Here is a 21,383-nt window from a genome sequence, read left to right on the forward strand (position 1 = left end):
CTACCTTCTAGAACTTCACCGCGCCACCGCTGATCCCCTGCACCAGCTTGCGCTGGATGAAGAAACTCGCGATGACGACGGGAACGACGGCGATCAGGATGGCGGCGCTCATGGAGCCGATCTGCACGCCGCGGAACGTGTTGAAGCCGGCGATGGCCACCGGGAGGATGGCCGCCTTGCCGGGGGCCAGGATCAGCCCATAGAAGAGGTCGTTCCACGACAGAGTGAAACCGAAGATGGCCGCCGCCCCCATGCCGGGGAAGACCTGCGGCAGGACGACGAGCCGGAAGGCCTGCCATCGGGTGAACCCGTCGACCTGAGCCTGCTCCTCCAGCGACCGGGGGACGGCCTCGAAGAACCCGATCAGGAACCAGGTCACCACGGGCAGAACGAAACTCAGGTGCGCGAAGATCACCGGGATCAACGTGTCGTTGAGGCGCAGGGCGTAGGCCATCGTCAAGAAGGGAAACACCAGGACGGCCGGCGGGAGGACCTGTGCGGCGAGCATCCCGAAGCGGGTGGCGGTGCCACCGGCCCGGAAGCGGGCGATGGCATAGGCGCCCATGCTGCCGACCACCACGCTGATGCCAACGGTGATGAGCGCCACCATGGCACTGCGGCCCGCGGCTTCGAGAATCCCCGACGCCAGCACGTTGCGCCACGCCGTCAGCGTGGGCGTGAACGAGATCAGGAACGGATCGTTCAACTGCTCCGGGTTCTTCAGGCTCGCCAGCGCTATCCACGCTACCGGGAACAGCACCGAGATCCCCGCTGCCCACAGCAGAGCCACGCGGCAGATGGTCAGTGCCCTCGAATCGGCCAGTGAGCCCGTCATGACTGCTTGGCCCTCTCCATCCGGCGGAACGCGATGACGATGATCGTCAGCACGACCAGGAGCACCACGAAGGCCATGGACGAGGCGGACCCGAGGCGGAAGAACTGAATTCCGGTCTGGTACACGAAGTACTGCAGGGTCTGCGTCTCGGTGCCCGGTCCACCGCGGGTCGTTGCGAAGACGTACTCGAACACCTTCATGGCGTCGAGGCAGCGAAGCAGGATCGCCACGACGAGCACCGGCGCCAACAACGGCAGCGTCACCCTTCGCAGCACGTACCAGCCGCCGGCACCGTCGACCCTGGCCGCTTCGAGTGGCTCCTTGGGGATGGACTCGAGTCCGGCGAGCAGCAGCAGCACCATGAACGGCGTCCACTGCCACACGTCGATGAAGGCGAGGGTGAACAGGGCGCGGCCCGGACCGAAGAAGTCGTAGTCGAGGCCGACCGCGTGCAGCAGATGCGGTATCGCGCCGATCTGGTCGTTGAGGAGGAACCGGAAGATCAACCCCACGGCGATCGGGGTGATGAACATCGGCGCCAAGAGCATGGAACGCGTGAGATCGCTTGCCCAGCGCTGCTTTTGCAGGGCGAGCGCCAGTGCCAGGCCGATGAGGAGTTCCAGCCCGACCGCCACGCCGACGAAGATCGCCGTGGTGCCGAACGACTGCCAGAACGCCGCGTCCTGCACGGTGGCGACGTAGTTGTCCGCGCCGACCAGCCTGGGCGCACCGCGGCTGGTCAGTTTGTAGTCGGTGACGCTCAGATAGAACGCGTAACCGAGGGGGAAACCGACCACCCCGACGAAGAGTGCGACGAGGGGGGCGACCATTCCGTGCTTGAACGTCATGATCGGCATCGCTCCTTTCGCGGGGTGGTCGGTTTCCATGTGGGCTAGCCCCGGGGGGACGGGCTAGCCCTGGATCTTCTCGGCGGCGGCCTGCGCGGCGGCCAGGGCGTCGTCGACGCTCTTGGTCCCGGCGACGGCCTCGTTGAGCTCGGTGCCGACGGCCTGGATCATCTCCTCACCGCTGGGACCCTGGCTCAGCGGCGCCGCGTTGCCGAGCATCTGCTCGACCGTCTTGTAGTAGTCGGCGCCGAGCGGGCCGTTCAGGACCGCTGGATCCTGCAGCGTGCTCTGCCGGATGGCGGCGCCACCCTTCTCGGTGCGCTGTATGTCGTGCACCTTGCTGGTGAGCCATGACGTGAACGCCCAGGCGGCATCCGACGCACCCGAGTTCGTCGGGATGGCCCAGCTCCACGAGCCCAGGACCTGCTTGCCGCCGGGGATGGCCGCCAACTTGAACTTGCCCGCCGACGGACCCGAACCGGGCTCGTTGAGGGCGGGCAGGTTCCAGTTGTAGCTGATCATCGACGCGGCCTGATCGCTGGACACCGACCGGAACGCCTCGTCGAAGGCCCAGTTCAGACTGTTCGGCGGGGCTGCGGTCTTGTAGGTGTCGATGTAGGCGTTGAGGGCCTGCTTGGCCTGCGGGGTGTTGAGCGTGGGCTTGCCGTCGGCGTCGTAGATCGAACCGCCGGCGGCGAACAGCCAGTTGCCCCACTCCTCGAAGATCTTGTAGCCCCGCTGCGGCTGCATCGCGATACCCGCGCGGTCACCGACCTTGAGTGCCTTCGAGGTGCTCACCAACTCGTCGAGGGTGGTGGGCACGGGCAGCTTGGCCTCGGCCAGGTCGTCGGTGTTGTAGAGGTAGCCGAGCGCGTAGTTGTAGAACGGCACGCCGTAGCGCACGCCGTCGACGGTGGTGATCTCGGTGAGCGGCTTGAAGAAGTCCGCGGCGTCGTAGTCGGGCGTGCCGTCGATCCGAGAATCCAACGGCTGCAGGAAGTTCGCCTTGGCGAAGTCCACCATCCACGGGTTGTCGACGATGATCAGGTCGTAGGTGGGCGACGAGGACTGAAAGGAGGACACCAGCTTGTCGCGCATCTGGTCGTAGGTCAGCGTCTCGATGTCGACCTTGACGTTCGGGTACTCCTTGTTGAATTCCGGCACCATCTCCTTGACGACGTCGGTGTCGGGCACGTTCTCCATGAGGATGCGCACGGTGCCGGAGACGTCCTTGCCGACCTCGCCGGTGCCCGTCGACTGGGCTTGCTCGGGGCCACCGCTGCCGGCGCAGCCGCTGAGGATCAAGGCCAGCGCGGCCAAGATCGCGATGGCGGGAGCGCCGAGGATCGACCGCTTCCGTCGTGGCTCGATACGGGTGTTTCGCTTCAATCTCATTGCGACACAGTTCCTTTCACTTTGCGGATTCTTCTCGACTACTTCGTGCCATCGCATGCGATATCGGCGTCACCGCCGTTCCCAGGTCGCGCCAGTTGCGGTAGGCGTCGTCGTAGGCCGCTCGCCGCGTCGGGTCGGGGACCACCGGCGGATCGAGCGCGACGTAGCGGGCGGCGTCAGACCAGTCGTCCAGCGCGCCGACGCCGATCGCGGCGATCACCGCCGCACCGAGAGAGGCGCCGGGATGTCCACGGACGGGACGCATCTCGATGCCGAGGACGTCGGCGTGGATCTGCTTCCACAAGGTGGACTTCGACCCGCCGTTGGTGATCATCACCCGGGTCGGGCGGATGCCGATGTCGGTGAAGACGTCGACGTGGTGCCGGAATCCGAACGCGATGGCCTCCAAGACCGACCGGTACAGATCGGCGCGGGTGTGACCGAGATGCATCCCGGCGAACACCCCCCGCAGATCGGGATCGTGCAGCGGGCTCTTCTCGCCGAGGAAGTAGGGCAAGCACAGCACTTCGGCCGGGGACGACGACGCGGCTTCGGCGTCGAGGTCGGTGAGCGCGACACCACCGATCAGTGACTGGAACCAGCGGATCAGGCTGCCGCTGGTGGCCATGCAGCCGTTCGGCAGCCAGTGCCCGGGGACCGGATGGGCGTCGAGGTACAGCCGCTCGTCGACAACCCGGGTGTCACTGGCGACCAAGATGTCGCCTGCGCCACCGAGTTTGACCAGTGCGTCGCCGGGGGCGTTCACCCCCGCCGCGAAGGCCGACAGGACGTGGTCGGCGCCACCGACGATCAGCGCCGTGCCTGCCGGTAAGCCGGTCGACTCCGCTGCGGCACGGCTCACTTCGCCGACCCGCGTGCCCGGGCGGTGAACGGGGGCGAGGGTGGTGGGGTCCAGACCCGCCGCGTCGAGGACTGGACGGGCGACCTCCCCGTCGATGGTGAACAACCCCGACTCCAGCGCCCAGTTCTGTTCGACGTGAACGTCGGCGCCGAGCGCGATCAGCACCCAGTCGTAGGAGCCGACGTAATGCGCCGTCCGGTCGTAGACGGCGGGTTCGTGGGTGCGCAACCAGGCCGTGGTCGGCGCGACCGACTGCTGGGTCAGCGCCGAACCCGTCATCGTGACGAGGTCGACCCCCGCCAGCGCGAGGGCCAGTTCGGTGACCTCGCGGTGGGCCCTGGCGTCATTCTGCAGGATCGCGTGCCGTAGTGGTCGACCTTCGTCGTCGATCGGCACGACGGCGGGCACCATACCCGACACTGCCACGGCGGCCACGGACTCGCCATGAATACCGCTGGTGCGCAGTACTTCTCGAATCGACTCGACCACGTTCCCGTGCCATTGAGTGGTGTCGGCCTCGGCGAAGCCGGGGTGGGGGGAGTGCAGCGTCGTCTCGCGGGCCGCCTGGGCGACGATGCCGCGATCGGTGTCGAACAGCACGGTCTTGGTCCCCGTGGTGCCGATGTCGATCCCGATGGTGTGGGTCACAGGGATTCCGCCTCGCCCACGGAGTCGGCGCCCGCGACGCAGATGACGTCGACACCCGCCGCGCGCGCGGCGACCAGGGCGGGGTCCGCCGGGTCGCCGTCGGTGATCAGGACGTGAATCTCGGCGAGCGAGGCGATGCTGGTGAACGTGACCCGGCCGAGCTTGCTGCGATCGGCGGCCACGATCACCCGATCGGCGCGCCGGCTCGCCGCACGCTTCACCCGGCTGTCGGCCTGGTGGTAGTCCGAGATGCCCCGATTGCCGTCGATGCCGGCCACGCCCATGACGAACGTGTCGCAGTTGTACTGGGCCAGGGTGTCCTCGGCCGCGGGGCCGATCAGGCTGAGCTCACCGGGACGCAGCTCGCCGCCGGTGAGCACGACGGTGGTGTCCGCCTCGTCGATCAGCTCCAGCGCGGCGAGCACGCTCGGGGTGAGGACGGTGAGGCCCAGTCGGCGTCCGCGCAACGACTGCGCGACCGCGAGAGCGGTGCTCCCCGAATCGAGGATCAGCGTCTCGCCGGGACCGATCAGGTCTGCCACCGCGTCGGCGATGTGGCGCTTCTCCTCAGCGGCGTCGGCGACCCGGGTCTCGAACGACGGCTCGTGGTCCTTGCCCTTCATGGCGATGGCGCCGCCGACCACACGTCGGACCACGCCGAGCCGCTCCAGCGCCTCCATGTCGCGCCGAATGGTCATCTCGGAGACGTCGAACTCGGCGGCCAACTCGGCATAGCCGACTTCCCGCTCCACGCGGACACGTTCCTCGATGCGATCTCGACGGCCCTTGGCGTCCACGGTCAGCGACAGCCATTCTGTGGAAAATTCACAGCAGCCGCCTTTGAATGCTGGAGATATGGGATGCCTGCGTCATCGTCGTGTGAATTTACAACAGGTTCGTGTGGAGTGCCCACATTTAGCGACACATTCTTCATCGGTTCTTCTCACGCTGCGGCGCACGGGTTAACGTGCGCCCGTGCTGCACTTGCGGGTCATTGCGCCCGAAGACCTCCGTGATGAGGTGCTCGACATTCTGCGGGGAGAGGTCGGTGTGGCGAATCTGCTGCTTCACTCCGGCGCGGCGTTGGACCCCGTCGGCGACGAGATCACCGCCGACGTCGCCCGTGAATGCGCGAACGCGCTCATCAAGCAGTTGAAGGCACTCGACGTGCAGCATCGGGGTGCGATCACACTCGAGGTGCTCGACACCGTCCTGTCGACGCGGGCGCACCGCGCCGAGGATGCCGCGGCGGGGGATCCGGCCGACGCTCTGCTGTGGGACGAGCTGATCAGCCGCACCCGCGAGGAGTCGACGCTGTCCGTCACGTTCGTCATGTTCCTGACCCTGGCCTGTTTGATCGCCGCCATCGGGGTCGTGACGGATTCCACGGTGACCGTGGTCGGCGCGATGGTTCTCGGACCCGAATTCGGTCCGCTCGCCGCGATAGCGGTGGCGATCGTGCAGAGGCGCTGGGACCTGGCCCGGCGCGCACTCTTGGCCCTCGTCGTGGGCTTTCCCGTCGCGATGGCCATCACGGCGCTGGGCACCCTTGGTGGTGAGACCGTTGGCTGGATCAGCCTCGACACCGTGCGACATCTCACCGAGGTGGACTTCATCTTCCAGGTCGGGCCCGTGTCGCTGGCCGTCGCGCTGTTGGCCGGCGCGGCAGGCATGTTGTCGCTCGTCTCCGCCAAGTCCGCCGCGCTCGTCGGCGTCTTCATCTCGGTCACCACGGTGCCGGCGGCCGGCTTCGCAGTCGTGGCGGCGATCCTCGGAGATTGGGACGTCGCCGCCAAGTCGGCCATCCAGCTGGTCGTCAACCTGGTTGGCATCGTGATCGCCGGGGTTCTCGTGCTCGTCTTGCGCCCCAGGGGCACCCTGCTCACCTCGACGACGCCGTCGTCGACGAGACCATCGCGTTGTTCGCGGGCCTCCCCGAAGACCTGACGACGTCGATCCTGACGGACCGCGAACAAGGCAGACCACTGGAATGGGACGTCCGCAACGGTGTGGTGGCCCGCAAGGGTGCCGAGCACGGGTTGGCCACGCCGATCAGCGACCTGGTGGTGCCGCTACTCGCGGCGGCCAGCGACGGCCCAGGCTGATCCCCTCCGAGTAGACACTTAGCCCTAAGGTGTCTACTCATGAGCAAGACCTACCCGTGCGAACGGGTCGACCTCGGCTTCATCGACGCCGCGCCGTTCCGGTTCGTCAGCACGGTCGACCTGACGATCACCCCGGAGCAGCTCTTCGAGGTCCTCGGTGACGCCGAGTCATGGCCGCAGTGGGCGACCGTGATCACCAACGTGACCTGGACCAGCCCCGAGCCGCGCGGAATCGGCACGACGCGCACGGTGGACATGCGCGGCGGCATCACCGGCGCCGAGGAGTTCTTGGCCTGGGAACCCTACTCACACATGGCATTTCGCTTCAACGAGAGCACGTCCAACGCGATCGCGGCGTTCGCGGAGGACTACCGGGTGGTCGAGACGGCACAGGGTTGTCACCTCACCTGGGTGATGGCGATGAAGCCCGCCGGACTGGCCGGCAGACTCGGAATTCAGCTGGGCCGGCCGGTCATGGGTTGGCTGTTTCAACGCTTCCTGCACAACCTCGATCGGTACTCCAGGGAACGGTTCAGTACAGCCCCTCCCAGGCCGACCGCCTGACCGCGTCGGGGTCGGCGACGGTGTCGTCGCGCGTCGACCTGATGACCCGGGTGCGGCGTGACGCCGCGTCGTACCGGGGCCAGTCGTCGTCGAGGCCGTCGGTCGCGAAGGCCAGCCAGGTCCGCTGCATGCGCCTGCCGACGGCCGGCTGCACCCGCCTTCCCAGTGGATGGACCTTGCGGCCGAGGTAGGAGCCGTAACTGTGCTGAACGTGCACGATCTCGCTGCCGTGGGTGGCACCGAGGCCGAGCAGGCGCAGACTCCAGGCGGCGTGGTCGAAGCGGTAGACGTAGGTCGGCGCGTGCGACGAGTAGGCATCGGCGAACGCCCATGTGGGAGCTCCGAACATCGTGTCGGACCCGAACGCGATGAGCGCCCGGCGACGCGGATAGTCGGGATATGCCGCCAAGATGCGGTCCTTCGCGTCGGGCGCCGTGCGCGCGAAGTAGGAGTCGACGATCGGTGGCGTCGTCGGCAACATCGGCGGCTTGCCCCACGCGAACATGGACGCCTCGTGGCTATTGGTGCCGACGATCAGCGGAATCGGGGACACCTCGCCATCCCGCGCGGCGGTGATCGGATGCTTGGGCAGGGAGTCGACCCCGTGGGTCAGGCCGTACGCCAGTACCGGGGTGTGCGCGGCGCTCTCGGCCTGTAGCCGACCCGCGGCACGTCGAAGACTGCGCTGCGGCAGCGACTTCACCTCATCGAGTCCGACGCCGAGCCGTTCGACGAACGTCCGGGCCTGCCGCGCGCGGGTCTCCCGGTCGGCGATCAGCGGCAGCGCCGGACTCTGCGCGATCGCCCGGCTGAACAACCCGTCGGCCAGCGGACTTGCCAACAGCGCCAAGACCGACGTGGCGCCCGCCGACTCGCCAAAGACGGTGACCTCCCCGGGGTCCCCACCGAAGGCGGAGATGTTCTCCCGCACCCACTGTAGGGCCGCCACCTGATCGCGCAAGGCGAGGTTGTCGTCGAAACCGGGGCCGAGGTCGCTGAGTTCGAAGCCGCCGAACACCCCGAGCCGGTAGGTCACGTTGACGACGACGACGTTGCCGTTCGCAGCCAGCCTGCTGCCGTTGTACAGCTGAAGTTGACCAGCCCCGTAGACGAAGGCGCCGCCCGGCAACCACACCATCACGGGCAGGCACGCCCGAGGGTCGGGCGTCCAGACGGTGAGGGTCAGACACGCTTCGTCGCGGATCTTCGGGTCGTCCCGTCCGCCACCGACGAACGACCGTCCCTGAGGTGGCAACGGCCCGTGCTCGACGGCATCGCGAATCCCGCTCCAGGGCACGGGTGGGGCGGGCGCCCGAAAACGCCGTTCACCGAGTGGTTGCTCGGCGTAGGCGATCCCGCGCCAGACGTTCACCCCACCTTCGACGGCGCCTCGCAGCACCCCTTGAGCCGTGTGCGCGACAGTCGAATCTTCCACGGTTTCGCGCTGGGTGGCCACGCAAGAATCCTAGTGTGGGAAGCTGAACCGGCTGGTGCGAAGCCATCGGCGCGGTCGACGGACGAGGTGATGAATGACCTTCAACGAAGGTATGCGGATCGACACGAGCACCACGTCGAGCAGCGGCGGCGGAGGCGGCGGCGGCGGCCGGGGCATCGCAGTCGGCGGCGGCATCGGAGGCCTTCTGATCGTCGTGGTCGCCCTGTTCCTCGGCGTCGATCCGGGAACCGTGCTCCCACAGGGCGGTGCCGGCCAATACGACCCCCAGGGCGTCGAGGCGCCGGGGTTCGACCTGAGCCAGTGCAAGACGGGTGAGGACGCCAACAACATCGTCGAGTGCCGCGTCGTCGCGACCGGCAACTCGGTCGACGGAGTGTGGTCGCAGTTGATGCCCGGCTACACGCGACCCAAGATTCGGCTCTTCAGCAACCAGGTCCAGACCGCCTGCGGCCCGGCGACCACCGACGTCGGCCCGTTCTACTGCCCGGGTGACAAGACCGCCTACTTCGACACGTCGTTCTTTCAGGTTCTCGTCGACCAGTTCGGCTCCAGCGGTGGCCCTCTCGCGCAGGAGTACGTCGTCGCGCACGAGTTCGGCCATCACGTGCAGGACCTGCAGGGCACCCTGGGCCGGGCGCAGCAGGGGCCGGAAGGAGCCGAGGGCAACTCGGTGCGGACCGAGTTGCAGGCCGACTGCTACGGCGGGGTATGGGCGCACTACGCGGCGATCACCAAGCAGGAGGGCACCGACGTCACGTTCCTGCAGCCGTTGACCGACAAGGACATTCAGGACGCGTTGTCCGCTGCGTCGTCGGTCGGCGATGACCGCATCCAGCAGTCCTCGACGGGCCGGGTCAATCCGGAATCGTGGACGCACGGCTCCTCGGCCGCCCGCCAGTACTGGTTCACCGAGGGTTACCGCACCGGCGACCCGAACAAGTGCGACACCTTCTCCGCCCAGGACCTGCACGAGTAATGGCGTCGGGGAACGACGGCCGGGAAGCCGCGGCGGTCACTCCGGACACGAAGGACTGGACCTGGGTGCTCGCGGAGCGCTGCCCGGACTGTGGCTATGACGCCTCGGCGCTGTCCCACACCGAGGTCGCAGCGCTCATCAGACGCGATGCCGACGACTGGACCGGGAGACTTGCCGCACCGTCGGTCGGCGTACGGCCGGAGCCGGGCGTGTGGTCGGTCCTCGAATACGGTTGCCACGTCCGAGACGTGCACCGGATCTTCGCCCATCGCGTGCGGCTGATGCTCGACGAAGACGCCCCCCGGTTCCCCAACTGGGACCAGGACGAGACCGCGCTGACCGACGACTATCCCTCGCAGGACCCCGTCACGGTCAGCGACGACCTGCGGGAGGCGGCGGCCGACGTCGCCGCAACATACGACTCCGTACCGACCGACGCGTGGTCGCGACGTGGATTACGCAGCAACGGAAGCGAATTCACTGTCGAATCGATCGCCTTGTATCACCTGCACGACGTCGTCCACCACGCCTGGGACGTCAGGCCGCGCTAGCGCCCATTGACCACGTTGAACACATTTCGCTAATGTGTTCAAATGCGCGACGGAGTGGTCACGACCCGCCCCGTTTCTCCTGCCCTGCTTGTTGCGACCACCGAGACGCTGAGGCGACTGGGTCCTCGACAGTTCAGCCTCACCGCCGTCGCCGAGGCCGCCGGCGTGTCGCGCGGCACGGTGCACAACGCGCTCGGCAGCCGTGACCACGCCATTACGGTCGCCCTGGACCATCTCGCGTCGGCGTTCGTCGAGACCATGGCAGCCGAGGTCGACAAGGAGGACATGCTCGTCGACCAGGTCGCGGCGGCCGCGGTGCTCATCTGCGCACGCCGACAGCGGTCCGGCGTCGCCGCCCTCCGCGGCATCGACGAGAGCCTTCTCCTTCTCCTGCTTCGTAACATCGGTGACGACCTCGCGAGCCGAGCCGTCGACATGTGGAAGCCGCTGGTGAAGGCGGCGCGGAGCAGCGGCGAGGTCGGGCCGGCGGTCGATGTCGGGAAGGCCGCCGAGTGGATCGTGCGAATTCTGTTCAGCTTCGAGCTGCTGCCGCCGATGACCGTCAACCTCGACAGCCGCCGAGCAGTCCGGCGTTTCGTCGCCGACCACGTCGTGGCCGGCTTGACCGGAGGGCAGGAGCGCAGCGACCGGGGAATCCAGCACGGAGGGCAGGAGCGCAGCGACCGGGGAATTCAACACGGAGGGCAGGAGCGCAGCGACCGGGGAATTCAACACGGAGGGCAGGAGCGCAGCGACCGGGGAATACAGCACGGAGGTACTCCATGATCGAGCCCGACATCGAGGTCGCCATCATCGGCGCAGGGCCCGGCGGCATCGCGGCGGCGCATCTGCTGCAACGCAAGGGCATCGACGACTTCGTCATCATCGAGCGAGGTGACGACTTCGGCGGCACCTGGCGGGACAACCACTACCCCGGCCTGGCCGTCGACATCCCCACGCTGTGGTACCAGTTCTCCTTCGCGCCGAACCCCGACTGGACGCGCCTCTTCGCGCCCGGCCCCGAAATCCACGCCTACCTGCGGGACACCGCGGCGAAGCTCGATCTCCATCCCCACCTGCGCACCGGGTCCGAGGTCCTCCGCCAGCAGTGGGACGACGACGCGGCCCTGTGGCGCCTGGACATTCGAGATCAGCCGCCGCTGACGGCACGCTTCGTGATCAGCTCGGTGGGCGGCTACGTCAACGCCAAGGACACCGTCGACCTCGACGGCGTCGAGGACTTCGCGGGCACGATCCTGCGACCGAACGCCTGGGACGACTCCTACGACGCCCGCGGCAAGCGGATCGCCGTGATCGGCACCGGATCCAGCGGTGTGCAGATCACGGCCGCACTGTCTGCCGAGGCAGCCAATCTCGATGTCTATCAACGGACTCCGGCCTGGGTGCTGCCGAAGGTCGACTTCGACATCCCACCCGCGATGCGCCGTGCCCTGCGGGTGCCCGGCGTGGTCGCTGCCGTCAACTCCGCAGGCAGAGCCCTGATGGACGTCGCGATGGTCGCCCCCATCGTGCACGTGTTCTCGCGGCTTCCGGACCGACTGCTCGTGCGCCTCATGCCCTGGTATGACGCGTACTGCCGCACGCTGTACCGGTTGCTTCTACGCGCCACCGTCCGCGACCCTCAGACCCGCCGGGCGCTCGTACCCCGCTACGGCATCATGGCCAAGAGACCCGTCATCTCGAGTGCATTCCTGACCGCGCTGAACGACTCGACCACCCACCTGATCACCACACCCATCGAACGCGTCACCCACGACGGCATCCGGACCGCCGACGGCGTCGAGCACCCAGCCGACCTCCTGGTGTTGGCGACGGGTTACGAGCTGTGGACCGACCCCGAGACGTACCGCACCGGAACCGTATTGGGCACAGACGGTTTCGACCTCGCCGAGTACTACCGAACCCACGGTCTGCGTGCCTACGCCGGAACGTCACACCCCCGCCTGCCCAATCGCTGGGAGATCGTCGGGCCGCTCGGCTTCGTCGGCTTCGCCTGGCCGGACTTCGTCGAGACCATTGCCGCCCACGCCGTACGCATCATCGACGAGACCCGACGTAGCGGCAGCCGGGTAGCCGCGGTCAGCCAAGAGGCGTTCGACCGGTGGAACACGATGATGGAACGCCGGGGCAAGACGGCCCGGCTGTACTTCACCGCGTGCAACCCCACCCTGAACACGTACTTCGTGAACTCGCAGCGCGACACCGTCTACCACCGCCCGCAGACCATCTCCGCCTCGAGACGTTTCGCCCGCCGGTCACCGCTGACCGATTACGCGCTGAGTCGGCGCGCCTCGCCCTCGAGCGAGATCCCGCTACCAAAGGAGCAACCTGCATGACCGACACCAACCAACCGCTGGCAGGCAGGGTGGCCTACGTGACGGGCGCTGCACGCGGTCAAGGACGTTCCCACTGCGTGCGATTGGCGCGCGCCGGAGCGGACATCATCGCCATCGACGCGTGCGGTCCCGTCGCCACGAGCAACGGGTATGCGCCCGCGACGCCGGAGGATCTCGCCGAGACCGTCGGCCTCGTCGAGGGCGAGGGCCGCAAGATCACGGCCGAGGAGATCGACGTCCGTGACGCCGAGGGGCAGCGGCGGGTCGTCGCCGACGGCATCGCCCAGTTCGGCCGCCTCGACATCGTGGTCGCCAATGCCGGCGTGCTGAATTGGGGCCGGCTGTGGGAGATCTCGGCACAACAGTGGCAGGAGACCCTCGACACCAACCTGACCGGCGTCTTCAACACCATCAAGGCGACGGTGCCCGCAATGATCGAGGCCGGAAACGGCGGATCGATCATCAACATCAGTTCCGCGGCCGGCATCAAGGCCGTCCCGGGATGTGGGCACTACTGCGCGTCGAAGTTCGGCGTCACCGCCCTGACCAACTCGCTGGCAGTCGAGTTGGGCGAGTTCGGGATTCGCGTCAACTCCGTGCACCCCTACGGTACGGATACCCCCATGGGGAACGACGTCTCGATGTACGAGATGTTCGCCGCCCACCCGAACTTCATCCACAGCTACTCCCCCGGCGCTCTGCCGACCGACACGTTGGCGGCGCCGGACCTCATCTCCGACATCGTCGTCTGGCTCGCGAGCGACGCGTCGTCGTTGGTGACGGCGGCGCAGATTCCGGCCGACAAGGGCTATTTGAAGATCTAGAGCCGGGATTGCTCGGCGATCGACGTGTCGGTGGTGCGCAACGGCCGGATCAGCGCATCCTGCGTGAACGACGCCAACAGTTGGCCTTCCTCGGTGTGCACGGTGCCGCGGACGTAGGACATCCCCGCGCCGACCTGGGTGCTCTCGTGGCCGTAGAGAATCCACCCACCCCACGTGACCGGTTCGTGGAAGCTCACCGAGATGGTCATCGGCGCCGTGGACACCGTGAGGTGCGACTGCGCCGTACCGATCCCCTCGTGTGCGCGCATCGTCGTCGAAATGCCAAGGTGGCCGGTGAAGTACGCAATCAACGCCTTGGCCAGCTCATCGCGGTCGGGGATCGGATCGTAGTGCAACCACGCGTGCAGTTCGGGCGGTCCGACCTCGTCTGGACTGTTGACGTCGACGACCCCGACGAGCCGCACCTGGCGTCCGCCCATCGGCATCTCGCAGGTATTCGCCTCGGCGGGTGCGGCCACGTCGGGCTTGGGCAGGTGGTGCCGAATGACGTCGGCGGACGGCACGTCGGCCAGTACCGTCACCGTGAGGCACCGCTTGCCGTTCTGCGACGCCGAGATCACCGCGGTCGCCGTGGTCCGGCCCTCGGCTACGACGTCGATGGTCAGCTCCACCGGCGGCCCCACCACGACGGCCCGGGCAAACACCGCATACGCCGATCGCACCGACTTCTCGGGAAATCGCTTGCCCGCAGCGACGATTGCCTGAGCCAGCACCTGCGTGCCCTCGACCACCTGACGCTCGTCGACGCCCGCGATACCGGTTCGACCGAGGAAGCGGTCCGCACCGTCTGGTTCCACGTCGAACAGGTCGAGCAAGCCCTGGACCGTCCACGCGTCCTGTTCTGAATCAATCGACATGTCTCTACTCCTTGGCGGTGAATCGGGTTGTGTGCCTTGCAATGACGTTCTCGGCGAAGTCAGCGAGCGTGGGCGGCGGAGCGAAGTCGGCGAACCAGACATAGAAGCGCTCGACACCCTGGGTCGACAAACCGCCGAAGTGCTCGACGAGTTCGCGTGCGTCACCGCACACCAGACCGCTGCCGAGGTGACCAAAGCGACGCGTGCTCAACGCCGTGACGGCGTCACGATCGGCGCCCGCGCCGACGAAGCCGACCATCTGCTGGATGGATACGCCGACGTCGCCGACGGTCGGTAGCAGGGCGGGCAGCCGGTCCAGTTGGTGTGACGGCACGTTCCACCAGTCGGCGTACGTGCGCACCAGCTCCATGGTCTTCTTCCCGGTGCCGCCCAGCACCAAGGGAATTGGCCGTTGCGGTCGCGGTTCCTGGATGACGCCGTCGGGGTCGCCGGCACCCCAGTACTGACGGATCAGGGCCAGGCTGCGGTCCAACCGTGCGACGCGGGCGGGCGGGTCGTCCCCGTCGTCCAGGCCGAACCTGTCGAATTCCCGAGGCCAAGAACCCCAGCCGAGTCCGAGCTCGAAGCGATTCCCGGAGGCCGCCGCCAGCGTCACCGCCTCCTTGGCCAGCACGGCGGGGTGGCGGAAGGCGTCGCAGAGCACCAGATGCCCGATCCGCAGCCGTTCGGTATGCGCGGCGATCCAGGTCGCGACGGGCATCGCGGCCCAGATCCCCTGGTGTGCGGCGCCGGGCGGCTCGAGGTGGTCGATCAACGCGACACCGTCGAATCCGGCGGTTTCGGCGGCGCGCGCTCGCTCGACGATATCGGGCAGATCGAGCCGCACCTGGGGCAGGAAGAGGAACCATTCGGCCATCGGTGCGTCACCTTAGCGGCAAGCGCACCGTCGCCTCTACCGAAACGGTAACGTCATTCTCGTGGCGAAGGCGACTGACGGTCCGACGGCGGGCGCAGCCAAGGCGGGTCCGGTCGACGAGGAGTCCCGGGCCAACCGGTTCATGCGGTCCGCCCTGTCGATCCTCGGCGAGACCGGGCGCACCGACTTCACCGTGCTCGAGGTGGTCGAACGTTCCAAGACCTCACTGAGGTCCTTCTACCAGCACTTCTCCACCAAGGATGAGCTGTTGCTGGCGTTGGTCGACCGGATCATGAGCGAGGCGACGCTGCATTGGCGGGCCGAGACCGAGGCGGTGGCCGCCCCGGAGGCGTTCCGGTTGTTGATCGCCAGGATCAGCGCGCCGGCGGAATCCAGCACGCAGGACAGCATCAACCGCGGCCTGACGTACTACAACGACCACCTCGCCGAGACGATGCCCCGCGAGTACGCCAGGGTGCTCTCACCCGTGAACGTGCTCATCAAGGAGATCATCGAGCGCGGGATGGCCGAGGGGGCCTTCGATCCGCACCTCGACGTCGACCCGACGGCGACGCTCATCATGCAGACGGCGCTCGGCGCGATGCGACTGCGCGTGCTCGGCGCCGAACTCAACGACTCCCCGCTGGCGGGTGAGCACATCTACGAGTTCTGCCTCCGGGCCCTCAAGGCCTGACACAGCGTCTGAACTGCACCGTCGCCGCTGCTAGCTCGCTCCCGACCGCCTGTTCACTCGTCGTCGCCAAAGTGGTAACGTCATTACCACTTCCGACATACCAGCTTCTAGGAGACGGATATGCCCTCTCGCACCCTGTCGTATCCGGTGTTCGACGCCGACAACCACTTCTACGAGCCCAAGGAAGCGCTGACGCAATTTCTGCCCGATCATCGCAAGGGCGTCATCGACTACATCGACGTCCGCGGCCGCACCAAGATCATGGTGCGCAACGTGGTCAGCGACTACATCCCCAACCCGACGTTCGAGGTGGTCGCCCGGCCGGGCGCGCAGGAGGACTACTTCAAGCACGGAAGCGGCGGCAAGACCTACCGCGAGGTGATGGGCAAGCCGATGAAGGCCATCCCCGCGTTCCGCGACCCCGCCGCACGCCTCGAGGTGCTCGACGGTCTCGGGCTCGACTACACGCTGATGTTCCCGACGCTGGCCAGCCTCGTCGAGGAGCGGCTGAAGGACGACCCCGATCTCATCCTCGACATCGTGCACGCGCTCAACGAGTGGATGTACGAGACCTGGCAGTTCAACTACGCCGACCGCATCTTCTCCACCCCGGTCATCAATCTGGGCAATGTCGACCGGGCGCTGGAAGAGCTCGAGTGGTGTCTCGAACGCGGGGCCAAGACCGTCCTGGTGCGGCCGGCGCCGGTGCCCGGCTACCGTGGCAGCCGATCCATGGGGATGCCCGAGTTCGACCCGTTCTGGCAGGCCTGCGTCAAGGCCGGCATCCCGGTGTCGATGCACGCGTCGGACAGCGGTTACTCCTCGTACCTCAACGACTGGGAGCCTGGCGACGAGTTCAAGCCGTTCGCTCCGACGTCGTTCCGGATGGTGGCCATGGGCAAGCGCCCCATCGAGGACACCATGGCCGCGCTGGTGTGCCACGGCGCACTGACCCGCAACCCCGATCTGCGCATCCTGTCGGTCGAGAACGGCGCCTCCTGGGTGCCGTATCTGTTCTACCAATTCGCCGACGTCTTCAAGAAGATGCCGGATGCGTTCCCGGAGAACCCGATCGACGCGTTCAAGCGCTGCGTGTACGTGGCGCCGTTCTGGGAGGACGACTTCAAGAAGATGGCCGACCTGTGCGGTATCGACCGCATCATCTTCGGCTCGGACTGGCCGCATCCCGAGGGTCTCTCGGATCCGATCAGCCTGGTCGACGACCTCGTCGGCCACGGCCTCGACGAGGACGGTGTGCGAAAGGTGATGGGCGCCAACATGATCGACCTGTTCAAGGTTCCGAACGAGATCGTCCACCGGCCCGACGTGCCCGCCCTCGTCCTTGCCTGACCACACGCCTAGTCAGGGAGCGAACCGCCCATGACCGATGTTGCATCCCCAGAGCGACTGCTGTTCGCCTCGACCGCGCGGGCCTTTCTCGACAAGGAGGCATCGATCGGCCGGGTACGCGAATTGCATGCTGCCGGAACGCCCTTCGAGCCGGACTGGTGGCAGCGTGCTGCCGAACTCGGCTGGGCCAGCCTGCTGGTGCCGGAAGCACTGGGCGGCGGGAGCGTCTCCGGCGACGGCGTCGCCGATCTCGCATTGATCGCCGAACAGCTCGGCACGACGGTGGCGCCGGGACCGCTGCACCCGGTCAACGTCGTGTTGGCAGGCCTGGTGGACGCCGAGAACGCCGAGACCCATGCCGCCACCATCGAAGCCCTCGTCGCAGGTGAGCTCGTCGCGTCGTGGGCCGTCTACGAACCGGGGCGGCCCTGGGCGCCCGAGGTCACCACGGTCACCGCCACACCCACCGCATCGGGGTACCGCCTCGACGGGGTGAAGGATCGGGTGGAGGCGGGCGCCGAGTGCGGACTGCTCCTCGTCGTCGCCGAATGTGAGGGTGCGGTACGGCAATTCCTCGTCCCGGCCGACTCCACCGGTGTGACCGTGACGTCGCAAAAGTCCATCGACCTCGTGAAGCGTTACGCCAGAATCGAATTCGACGGCGTCGAGGTCGGGGCGGACGCGCACGTCGGATCTGCAGAACAGACCGCGGTGCTCATCGCCCGGCAGACCCAGATCGCCCAGCTCCTCCAGTGCGCCGAGGTGGTCGGCATCCTCGACACGGTGCTCGCCTTCACCATCCAATGGGCGATGGACCGGTACTCGTTCGGGCGGCCGCTGGCGTCGTACCAGGCGCTCAAGCATCGCTTCGCCGACATGAAGATCTGGCTCGAATCCTGTCGGGCCACGACCAGGGCCGCGGTCACCGCCGTGTCGACCCGTGCGCCCGACGCCGACATCGCGGTCAGCGTCGCCAAGTCCTACGTCGGCGAACACGCCGCCCCGATGCTGCAGCACTGCGTGCAACTGCACGGAGGCATCGGCGTCACGTGGGAGCACGATCTTCACCTGTACCTCCGACGGGCGACGCTGTACCGCGCCATGTTCGGAACGCCCGAGGAACACAATCTCCGCGTCTACGAATTGGAGTCGGCCTCGTGACCGAGACGACGTCGGTGCGCGCCGACGCAGAAGAGGGTGCGGTCGAAACCGTCGCCGAGTTCGCGGCGCGGGCGCGGGCCTGGCTCGCCGAGAACATGCCGCGCGTCGATCCAGCCCACCCACCGGAGATGGACCGTGGCGCCGACGGGCCCTGGTTGCGGGCTCGCGAACTCCAGAAGACTCTTCACGGTGGCGGTTTCGCGGGGATCTGCTTCCCGCGCGAGTACGGCGGCCTGGGTCTCCCGTACGCCTACCAGAAGGCTTTCGACACCGAATCCCGCGACTACGAGTTGCCGCTGATCCTCAGCACGCCGACGTTCACCATCTGCGCGGCGACGATTCTCGACACCGGCTCCGAAGATCAGAAGCGGCAGCACATCGCGGGTGCCATCCGCGGTGACGAGGTCCTCGTCCAGCTGCTGTCCGAGCCCAGCGGCGGCTCCGACCTGGCCGGCGTCATCACCCGGGCCGACCGCCGCGGCGACAAGTGGATCGTCAACGGTGCCAAGACATGGAGTACCAGCGCCTTCGCCGCGGACTACGGCCTGCTCCTCGCCCGCACCAACTGGGACGTTCCGAAACACGAGGGCCTCACCATGTTCCTGGTGCCGATCAAGAGTCCGGGCATCACGATGCGGCGAATCCTGCAGGTCGACGGGGGCAACGAATTCTGCGAAGAGTTCTTCGACGACCTGGAACTGGATGACGATGCCGTCGTCGGCGCGGTCGACGACGGCTGGGCCGTCGCGTCGCGGCAGATGTACCACGAGCGGCGTGCGGTCGGCGGCGGCTCGGAGTTCTCCAGCGGGATCGGTGCCGAGGGCGAAACAGACCAGGAGATCGACTATCCCGCGCTGCTCGAGGCGACCGGTCAGAGTGACGACCAACGGGTCCGCGAGATGGCCGGGCGGGCATTGGTGCGCCGTGCCGTACAGGAGCAACTCATCGACCACGTCTACCACGGCGTGCTCGACGGTTCACTGCCCGCGGCCGCGGGGTCCATCATCCGGATCTCCCATGCCGAGACCGTGCAGTTCGAGATCGATACCGCGCTCGCCATCGTCGGCACTGCCGGCGTCGTCGACGACGAGTCCGGTTCATCCCGGTACGGCATCCGCTTCCTGTCACGTCAAACCGCGTCTCTGGGCGGCGGCACGAACGAGATCGCGCGCAACATCATCGGCGAACGGGTTCTGGGCTTTCCCCGCGAGTTCGCCGCCGATCGCGGCGTGCCCTTCAACCAGGTGAAGCGGAGACGCGACTGACAGCGTCAGAACAGGGTCGGCTGTGGCGCCGTCACGACGGGCGGTGGTGACGCGGGCCCCAGCCGGAAGGACCGGTGGTCACCCGTCAACCCGTGCTTGACGAGCAGCGGCGCCGCGCGCTCGCGCAGCATGTCGCGATAGCTCTCCGGCAAGTAGGCGCCCCGGCTGAACAGCTGCCGGTACGGTTCCGCCAGCTCGGGATGCGACCGCGCCAGCCAACCCATGAACCAGCCCCGCGTCGAACCGCGCAGGTGCAGCCCGAAGACGGTCGCACTCCTGGCACCCGCCGCGGCGATCTGCGCCAATAGTTCATCGAGGTGCTCGACGGAGTCGGTCAGCAGGGGCAGTACGGGGGCCACCATCACGTGACAATTGAGCCCGGCCGCGGTGATCGCCCGGATCAGCTCGAGCCGAGCTCGGGGCGTCGGCGTACCGGGCTCCACGTCGGCGTGCAGGACCGGGTCGGCCACGGCCAACGACACCGCCACGCTGACGTCGACGGCGCGAGCGGCATCGACGATGTGGGGCAGATCGCGACGCAGTAGCGTGCCCTTGGTCAAGATCGAGAACGGCGTTCCCGAATTCGCCAGCGCCGCAATGATTCCGGGCATCAACGCGTACCGACCCTCGGCCCGTTGATAGGGGTCGGTATTGGTACCGAGGGCTACCGTCTGGCGGGTCCACGACCGGCGCGCCAACTCCCTCCGCAGCACCTCGACGACGTTGGTCTTGACGACCACCTGGGTGTCGAAGTCCCGACCGACGTCGAAGTCGAGGTATTCATGCGTCGGACGCGCGAAGCAGTACCGGCACGCGTGACTGCAGCCGCGATAGCCGTTGACGGTGTACTGGAAGGGCAGCTTCGACGCGTTGGGCACCTTGTTCAGGGCCGACTTGCACGAGACTTCGTGAAACGTGATGCCCTCGAACTGCGGCGTCTGCACCGAGCGCACCAATCCGATGCGCTGCAGACCGGGCAGCGCCCCATCGTCGACACCGATCGCCTGGCCGTCCCATCGCACAACTCATGCGAACATACGTTCGAACCAAAGTCAATCCGGGAAAATGGCAATCTTTAGTGAGATCAGATCGGGATTGTGCAGTAGACTTCCCCACGGGTGTAAGACACATCCGTTCCTGATGAAAGAAGTAAAAAGGTATGGCACAGGGAACTGTGAAATGGTTCAACAGCGAAAAGGGCTTCGGCTTTATCGCCCCCGACGACGGCTCCCCGGATGTCTTCGTCCATTATTCTGAGATCCAAGGCGGCGGCTACCGCTCGCTGGAAGAGGCTCAGAGGGTTCAGTTCGATGTCGGACAAGGTGCGAAGGGCCCCCAGGCCACCGGAGTTACCGCGATCTAAGAACTTCACGATCTGTGGGCTGGCAAGGTGCAAACCTTGCCAGCCCATAGTTCGTTCCGGGCCGGAACTGGGTCAGATCAGCGACACGATGAGGACGTTGACCAGCGTTCCGGCCAGGATCGACCACACCGCATTACGCCGCCACACGTGCAGGCCGACCGTCGCCGTCAGCGCCGCCAGCGTGGCCCAGATCGACACCGCCTCCAGATGCGGAACGTCGCGCAGCGTGTAGACGGCGAGCATGATCATGATCCCGACCGGCATGTGCAGACTGAGATAGCGCACGACGACCGACCGCCGCATGGGCGCCAGGACGGCGAACGGCAACGCACGCAGCGCCCACGTGATGGCCGCGCTGACGATCACCATCGCCG

At 67.0% G+C, this 21,383-nt stretch carries 23 protein-coding genes; 13 read left to right on the top strand and 10 right to left on the bottom strand.

The window, feature by feature from the left end; all coding sequences use genetic code 11:
* Window positions 1-7: 7 nt before the first annotated feature.
* From QUE68_RS16390 to QUE68_RS16410, 5 genes are all read right to left on the bottom strand, one after another.
* Window positions 8-835, bottom strand: a complete 828-nt coding sequence (locus QUE68_RS16390; protein WP_284235799.1) for a carbohydrate ABC transporter permease — start codon at window positions 833-835, stop codon at window positions 8-10.
* Window positions 832-1,683: a carbohydrate ABC transporter permease gene (locus tag QUE68_RS16395; RefSeq protein ID WP_284227144.1), complete on the bottom strand. Its 852-nt coding sequence runs from the start codon at window positions 1,681-1,683 to the stop codon at window positions 832-834. Before QUE68_RS16395 ends, QUE68_RS16390 begins: the two co-directional genes overlap by 4 nt.
* A gap of 63 nt (window positions 1,684-1,746) precedes the next feature.
* Window positions 1,747-3,078: an ABC transporter substrate-binding protein gene (locus QUE68_RS16400; RefSeq protein ID WP_284235800.1), complete on the bottom strand. Its 1,332-nt coding sequence runs from the start codon at window positions 3,076-3,078 to the stop codon at window positions 1,747-1,749.
* Between the two features lie 16 nt (window positions 3,079-3,094).
* Window positions 3,095-4,588, bottom strand: coding sequence for an FGGY-family carbohydrate kinase (locus QUE68_RS16405; protein ID WP_284227142.1), 1,494 nt, complete (start codon window positions 4,586-4,588; stop codon window positions 3,095-3,097).
* Complete coding sequence (locus QUE68_RS16410) at window positions 4,585-5,391, bottom strand: DeoR/GlpR family DNA-binding transcription regulator (RefSeq protein ID WP_454786529.1); 807 nt, start codon at window positions 5,389-5,391, stop codon at window positions 4,585-4,587. Before QUE68_RS16410 ends, QUE68_RS16405 begins: the two co-directional genes overlap by 4 nt.
* A 217-nt stretch (window positions 5,392-5,608) precedes the next feature.
* On the opposite strand from QUE68_RS16410, the gene QUE68_RS16415 reads away from it, so the two are divergent.
* From QUE68_RS16415 to QUE68_RS16425, 3 genes are read left to right on the top strand one after another with little or no spacing between them, the layout of a single operon-like run.
* On the top strand, window positions 5,609-6,535 hold the full coding sequence (locus QUE68_RS16415) for a DUF389 domain-containing protein (protein WP_455013477.1): 927 nt from the start codon (window positions 5,609-5,611) through the stop codon (window positions 6,533-6,535).
* Window positions 6,508-6,693 (top strand): ketopantoate reductase C-terminal domain-containing protein, encoded by a 186-nt coding sequence (locus QUE68_RS16420; protein WP_455012172.1) that lies wholly within the window; start codon window positions 6,508-6,510, stop codon window positions 6,691-6,693. Before QUE68_RS16415 ends, QUE68_RS16420 begins: the two co-directional genes overlap by 28 nt.
* 39 nt (window positions 6,694-6,732) lie before the next feature.
* The gene (locus QUE68_RS16425) at window positions 6,733-7,257 is read left to right on the top strand and encodes an SRPBCC family protein (protein ID WP_284235790.1); all 525 of its coding nucleotides are present in this window, start codon (window positions 6,733-6,735) and stop codon (window positions 7,255-7,257) included.
* Here the strand turns inward: QUE68_RS16425 and QUE68_RS16430 are convergent.
* Window positions 7,226-8,713: a carboxylesterase/lipase family protein gene (locus tag QUE68_RS16430; RefSeq protein ID WP_284235788.1), complete on the bottom strand. Its 1,488-nt coding sequence runs from the start codon at window positions 8,711-8,713 to the stop codon at window positions 7,226-7,228. The genes QUE68_RS16425 and QUE68_RS16430 overlap by 32 nt on opposite strands.
* A 73-nt stretch (window positions 8,714-8,786) precedes the next feature.
* Between QUE68_RS16430 and ypfJ the strand changes: the two genes are divergently transcribed.
* Genes ypfJ through QUE68_RS16455 form a run of 5 tightly spaced genes read left to right on the top strand, consistent with a single transcriptional unit; the run spans window position 8,787 to window position 13,421 of the window.
* Window positions 8,787-9,689, top strand: coding sequence for a KPN_02809 family neutral zinc metallopeptidase (gene ypfJ / locus QUE68_RS16435; protein ID WP_284227159.1), 903 nt, complete (start codon window positions 8,787-8,789; stop codon window positions 9,687-9,689).
* Window positions 9,689-10,240 carry a DinB family protein gene (locus QUE68_RS16440; protein ID WP_284235787.1) on the top strand — a complete coding sequence of 184 codons (552 nt, stop codon included), beginning with the start codon at window positions 9,689-9,691 and terminating at the stop codon, window positions 10,238-10,240. The genes ypfJ and QUE68_RS16440 overlap by 1 nt, the downstream gene beginning before the upstream one ends.
* A gap of 42 nt (window positions 10,241-10,282) precedes the next feature.
* Complete coding sequence (locus QUE68_RS16445; protein ID WP_284235786.1) at window positions 10,283-11,026, top strand: TetR/AcrR family transcriptional regulator; 744 nt, start codon at window positions 10,283-10,285, stop codon at window positions 11,024-11,026.
* Entirely contained in the window at window positions 11,023-12,597 is a 1,575-nt protein-coding gene (locus QUE68_RS16450) for a flavin-containing monooxygenase (RefSeq protein ID WP_284227163.1), read from the top strand. The genes QUE68_RS16445 and QUE68_RS16450 overlap by 4 nt, the downstream gene beginning before the upstream one ends.
* Entirely contained in the window at window positions 12,594-13,421 is an 828-nt protein-coding gene (locus QUE68_RS16455; protein WP_284227165.1) for a mycofactocin-coupled SDR family oxidoreductase, read from the top strand. Before QUE68_RS16450 ends, QUE68_RS16455 begins: the two co-directional genes overlap by 4 nt.
* Here the strand turns inward: QUE68_RS16455 and QUE68_RS16460 are convergent.
* Complete coding sequence (locus tag QUE68_RS16460; protein ID WP_284227167.1) at window positions 13,418-14,299, bottom strand: acyl-CoA thioesterase; 882 nt, start codon at window positions 14,297-14,299, stop codon at window positions 13,418-13,420. The two genes, QUE68_RS16455 and QUE68_RS16460, sit on opposite strands and share 4 nt — an antisense overlap.
* Before the next feature lie 4 nt (window positions 14,300-14,303).
* Window positions 14,304-15,176, bottom strand: coding sequence for an LLM class flavin-dependent oxidoreductase (locus QUE68_RS16465; protein ID WP_284227168.1), 873 nt, complete (start codon window positions 15,174-15,176; stop codon window positions 14,304-14,306).
* Window positions 15,177-15,237: 61 nt separating this feature from the next.
* On the opposite strand from QUE68_RS16465, the gene QUE68_RS16470 reads away from it, so the two are divergent.
* The 4 genes from QUE68_RS16470 to QUE68_RS16485 all read left to right on the top strand — a co-directional run bounded on the left by QUE68_RS16470 (window position 15,238) and on the right by QUE68_RS16485 (window position 19,646).
* Complete coding sequence (locus tag QUE68_RS16470; protein WP_284227169.1) at window positions 15,238-15,870, top strand: TetR/AcrR family transcriptional regulator; 633 nt, start codon at window positions 15,238-15,240, stop codon at window positions 15,868-15,870.
* A 120-nt stretch (window positions 15,871-15,990) separates the two neighbouring features.
* Window positions 15,991-17,220 (top strand): amidohydrolase family protein, encoded by a 1,230-nt coding sequence (locus tag QUE68_RS16475; RefSeq protein ID WP_286274144.1) that lies wholly within the window; start codon window positions 15,991-15,993, stop codon window positions 17,218-17,220.
* 30 nt (window positions 17,221-17,250) lie between these two features.
* A complete protein-coding gene (locus tag QUE68_RS16480) occupies window positions 17,251-18,381 on the top strand; it encodes an acyl-CoA dehydrogenase family protein (RefSeq protein ID WP_286274145.1) in 1,131 nt (376 codons plus the stop codon).
* Between the two features lie 95 nt (window positions 18,382-18,476).
* A complete protein-coding gene (locus QUE68_RS16485) occupies window positions 18,477-19,646 on the top strand; it encodes an acyl-CoA dehydrogenase family protein (protein ID WP_286275845.1) in 1,170 nt (389 codons plus the stop codon).
* Between the two features lie 5 nt (window positions 19,647-19,651).
* Here QUE68_RS16485 and QUE68_RS16490 read toward each other — a convergent pair whose 3' ends face one another.
* On the bottom strand, window positions 19,652-20,668 hold the full coding sequence (locus QUE68_RS16490; protein ID WP_284227173.1) for an Rv2578c family radical SAM protein: 1,017 nt from the start codon (window positions 20,666-20,668) through the stop codon (window positions 19,652-19,654).
* 137 nt (window positions 20,669-20,805) lie between these two features.
* Here QUE68_RS16490 and QUE68_RS16495 point away from each other — a divergent pair, with 137 nt between their 5' ends.
* Complete coding sequence (locus QUE68_RS16495) at window positions 20,806-21,009, top strand: cold-shock protein (RefSeq protein ID WP_056548397.1); 204 nt, start codon at window positions 20,806-20,808, stop codon at window positions 21,007-21,009.
* A gap of 72 nt (window positions 21,010-21,081) precedes the next feature.
* Here QUE68_RS16495 and QUE68_RS16500 read toward each other — a convergent pair whose 3' ends face one another.
* Window positions 21,082-21,378 carry a branched-chain amino acid transporter permease gene (locus QUE68_RS16500; RefSeq protein ID WP_286274147.1) on the bottom strand — a complete coding sequence of 99 codons (297 nt, stop codon included), beginning with the start codon at window positions 21,376-21,378 and terminating at the stop codon, window positions 21,082-21,084.
* Window positions 21,379-21,383 lie beyond the last annotated feature (5 nt).

This window comes from Mycolicibacterium sp. TUM20985, assembly GCF_030295745.1.
Classification (GTDB): domain Bacteria; phylum Actinomycetota; class Actinomycetes; order Mycobacteriales; family Mycobacteriaceae; genus Mycobacterium.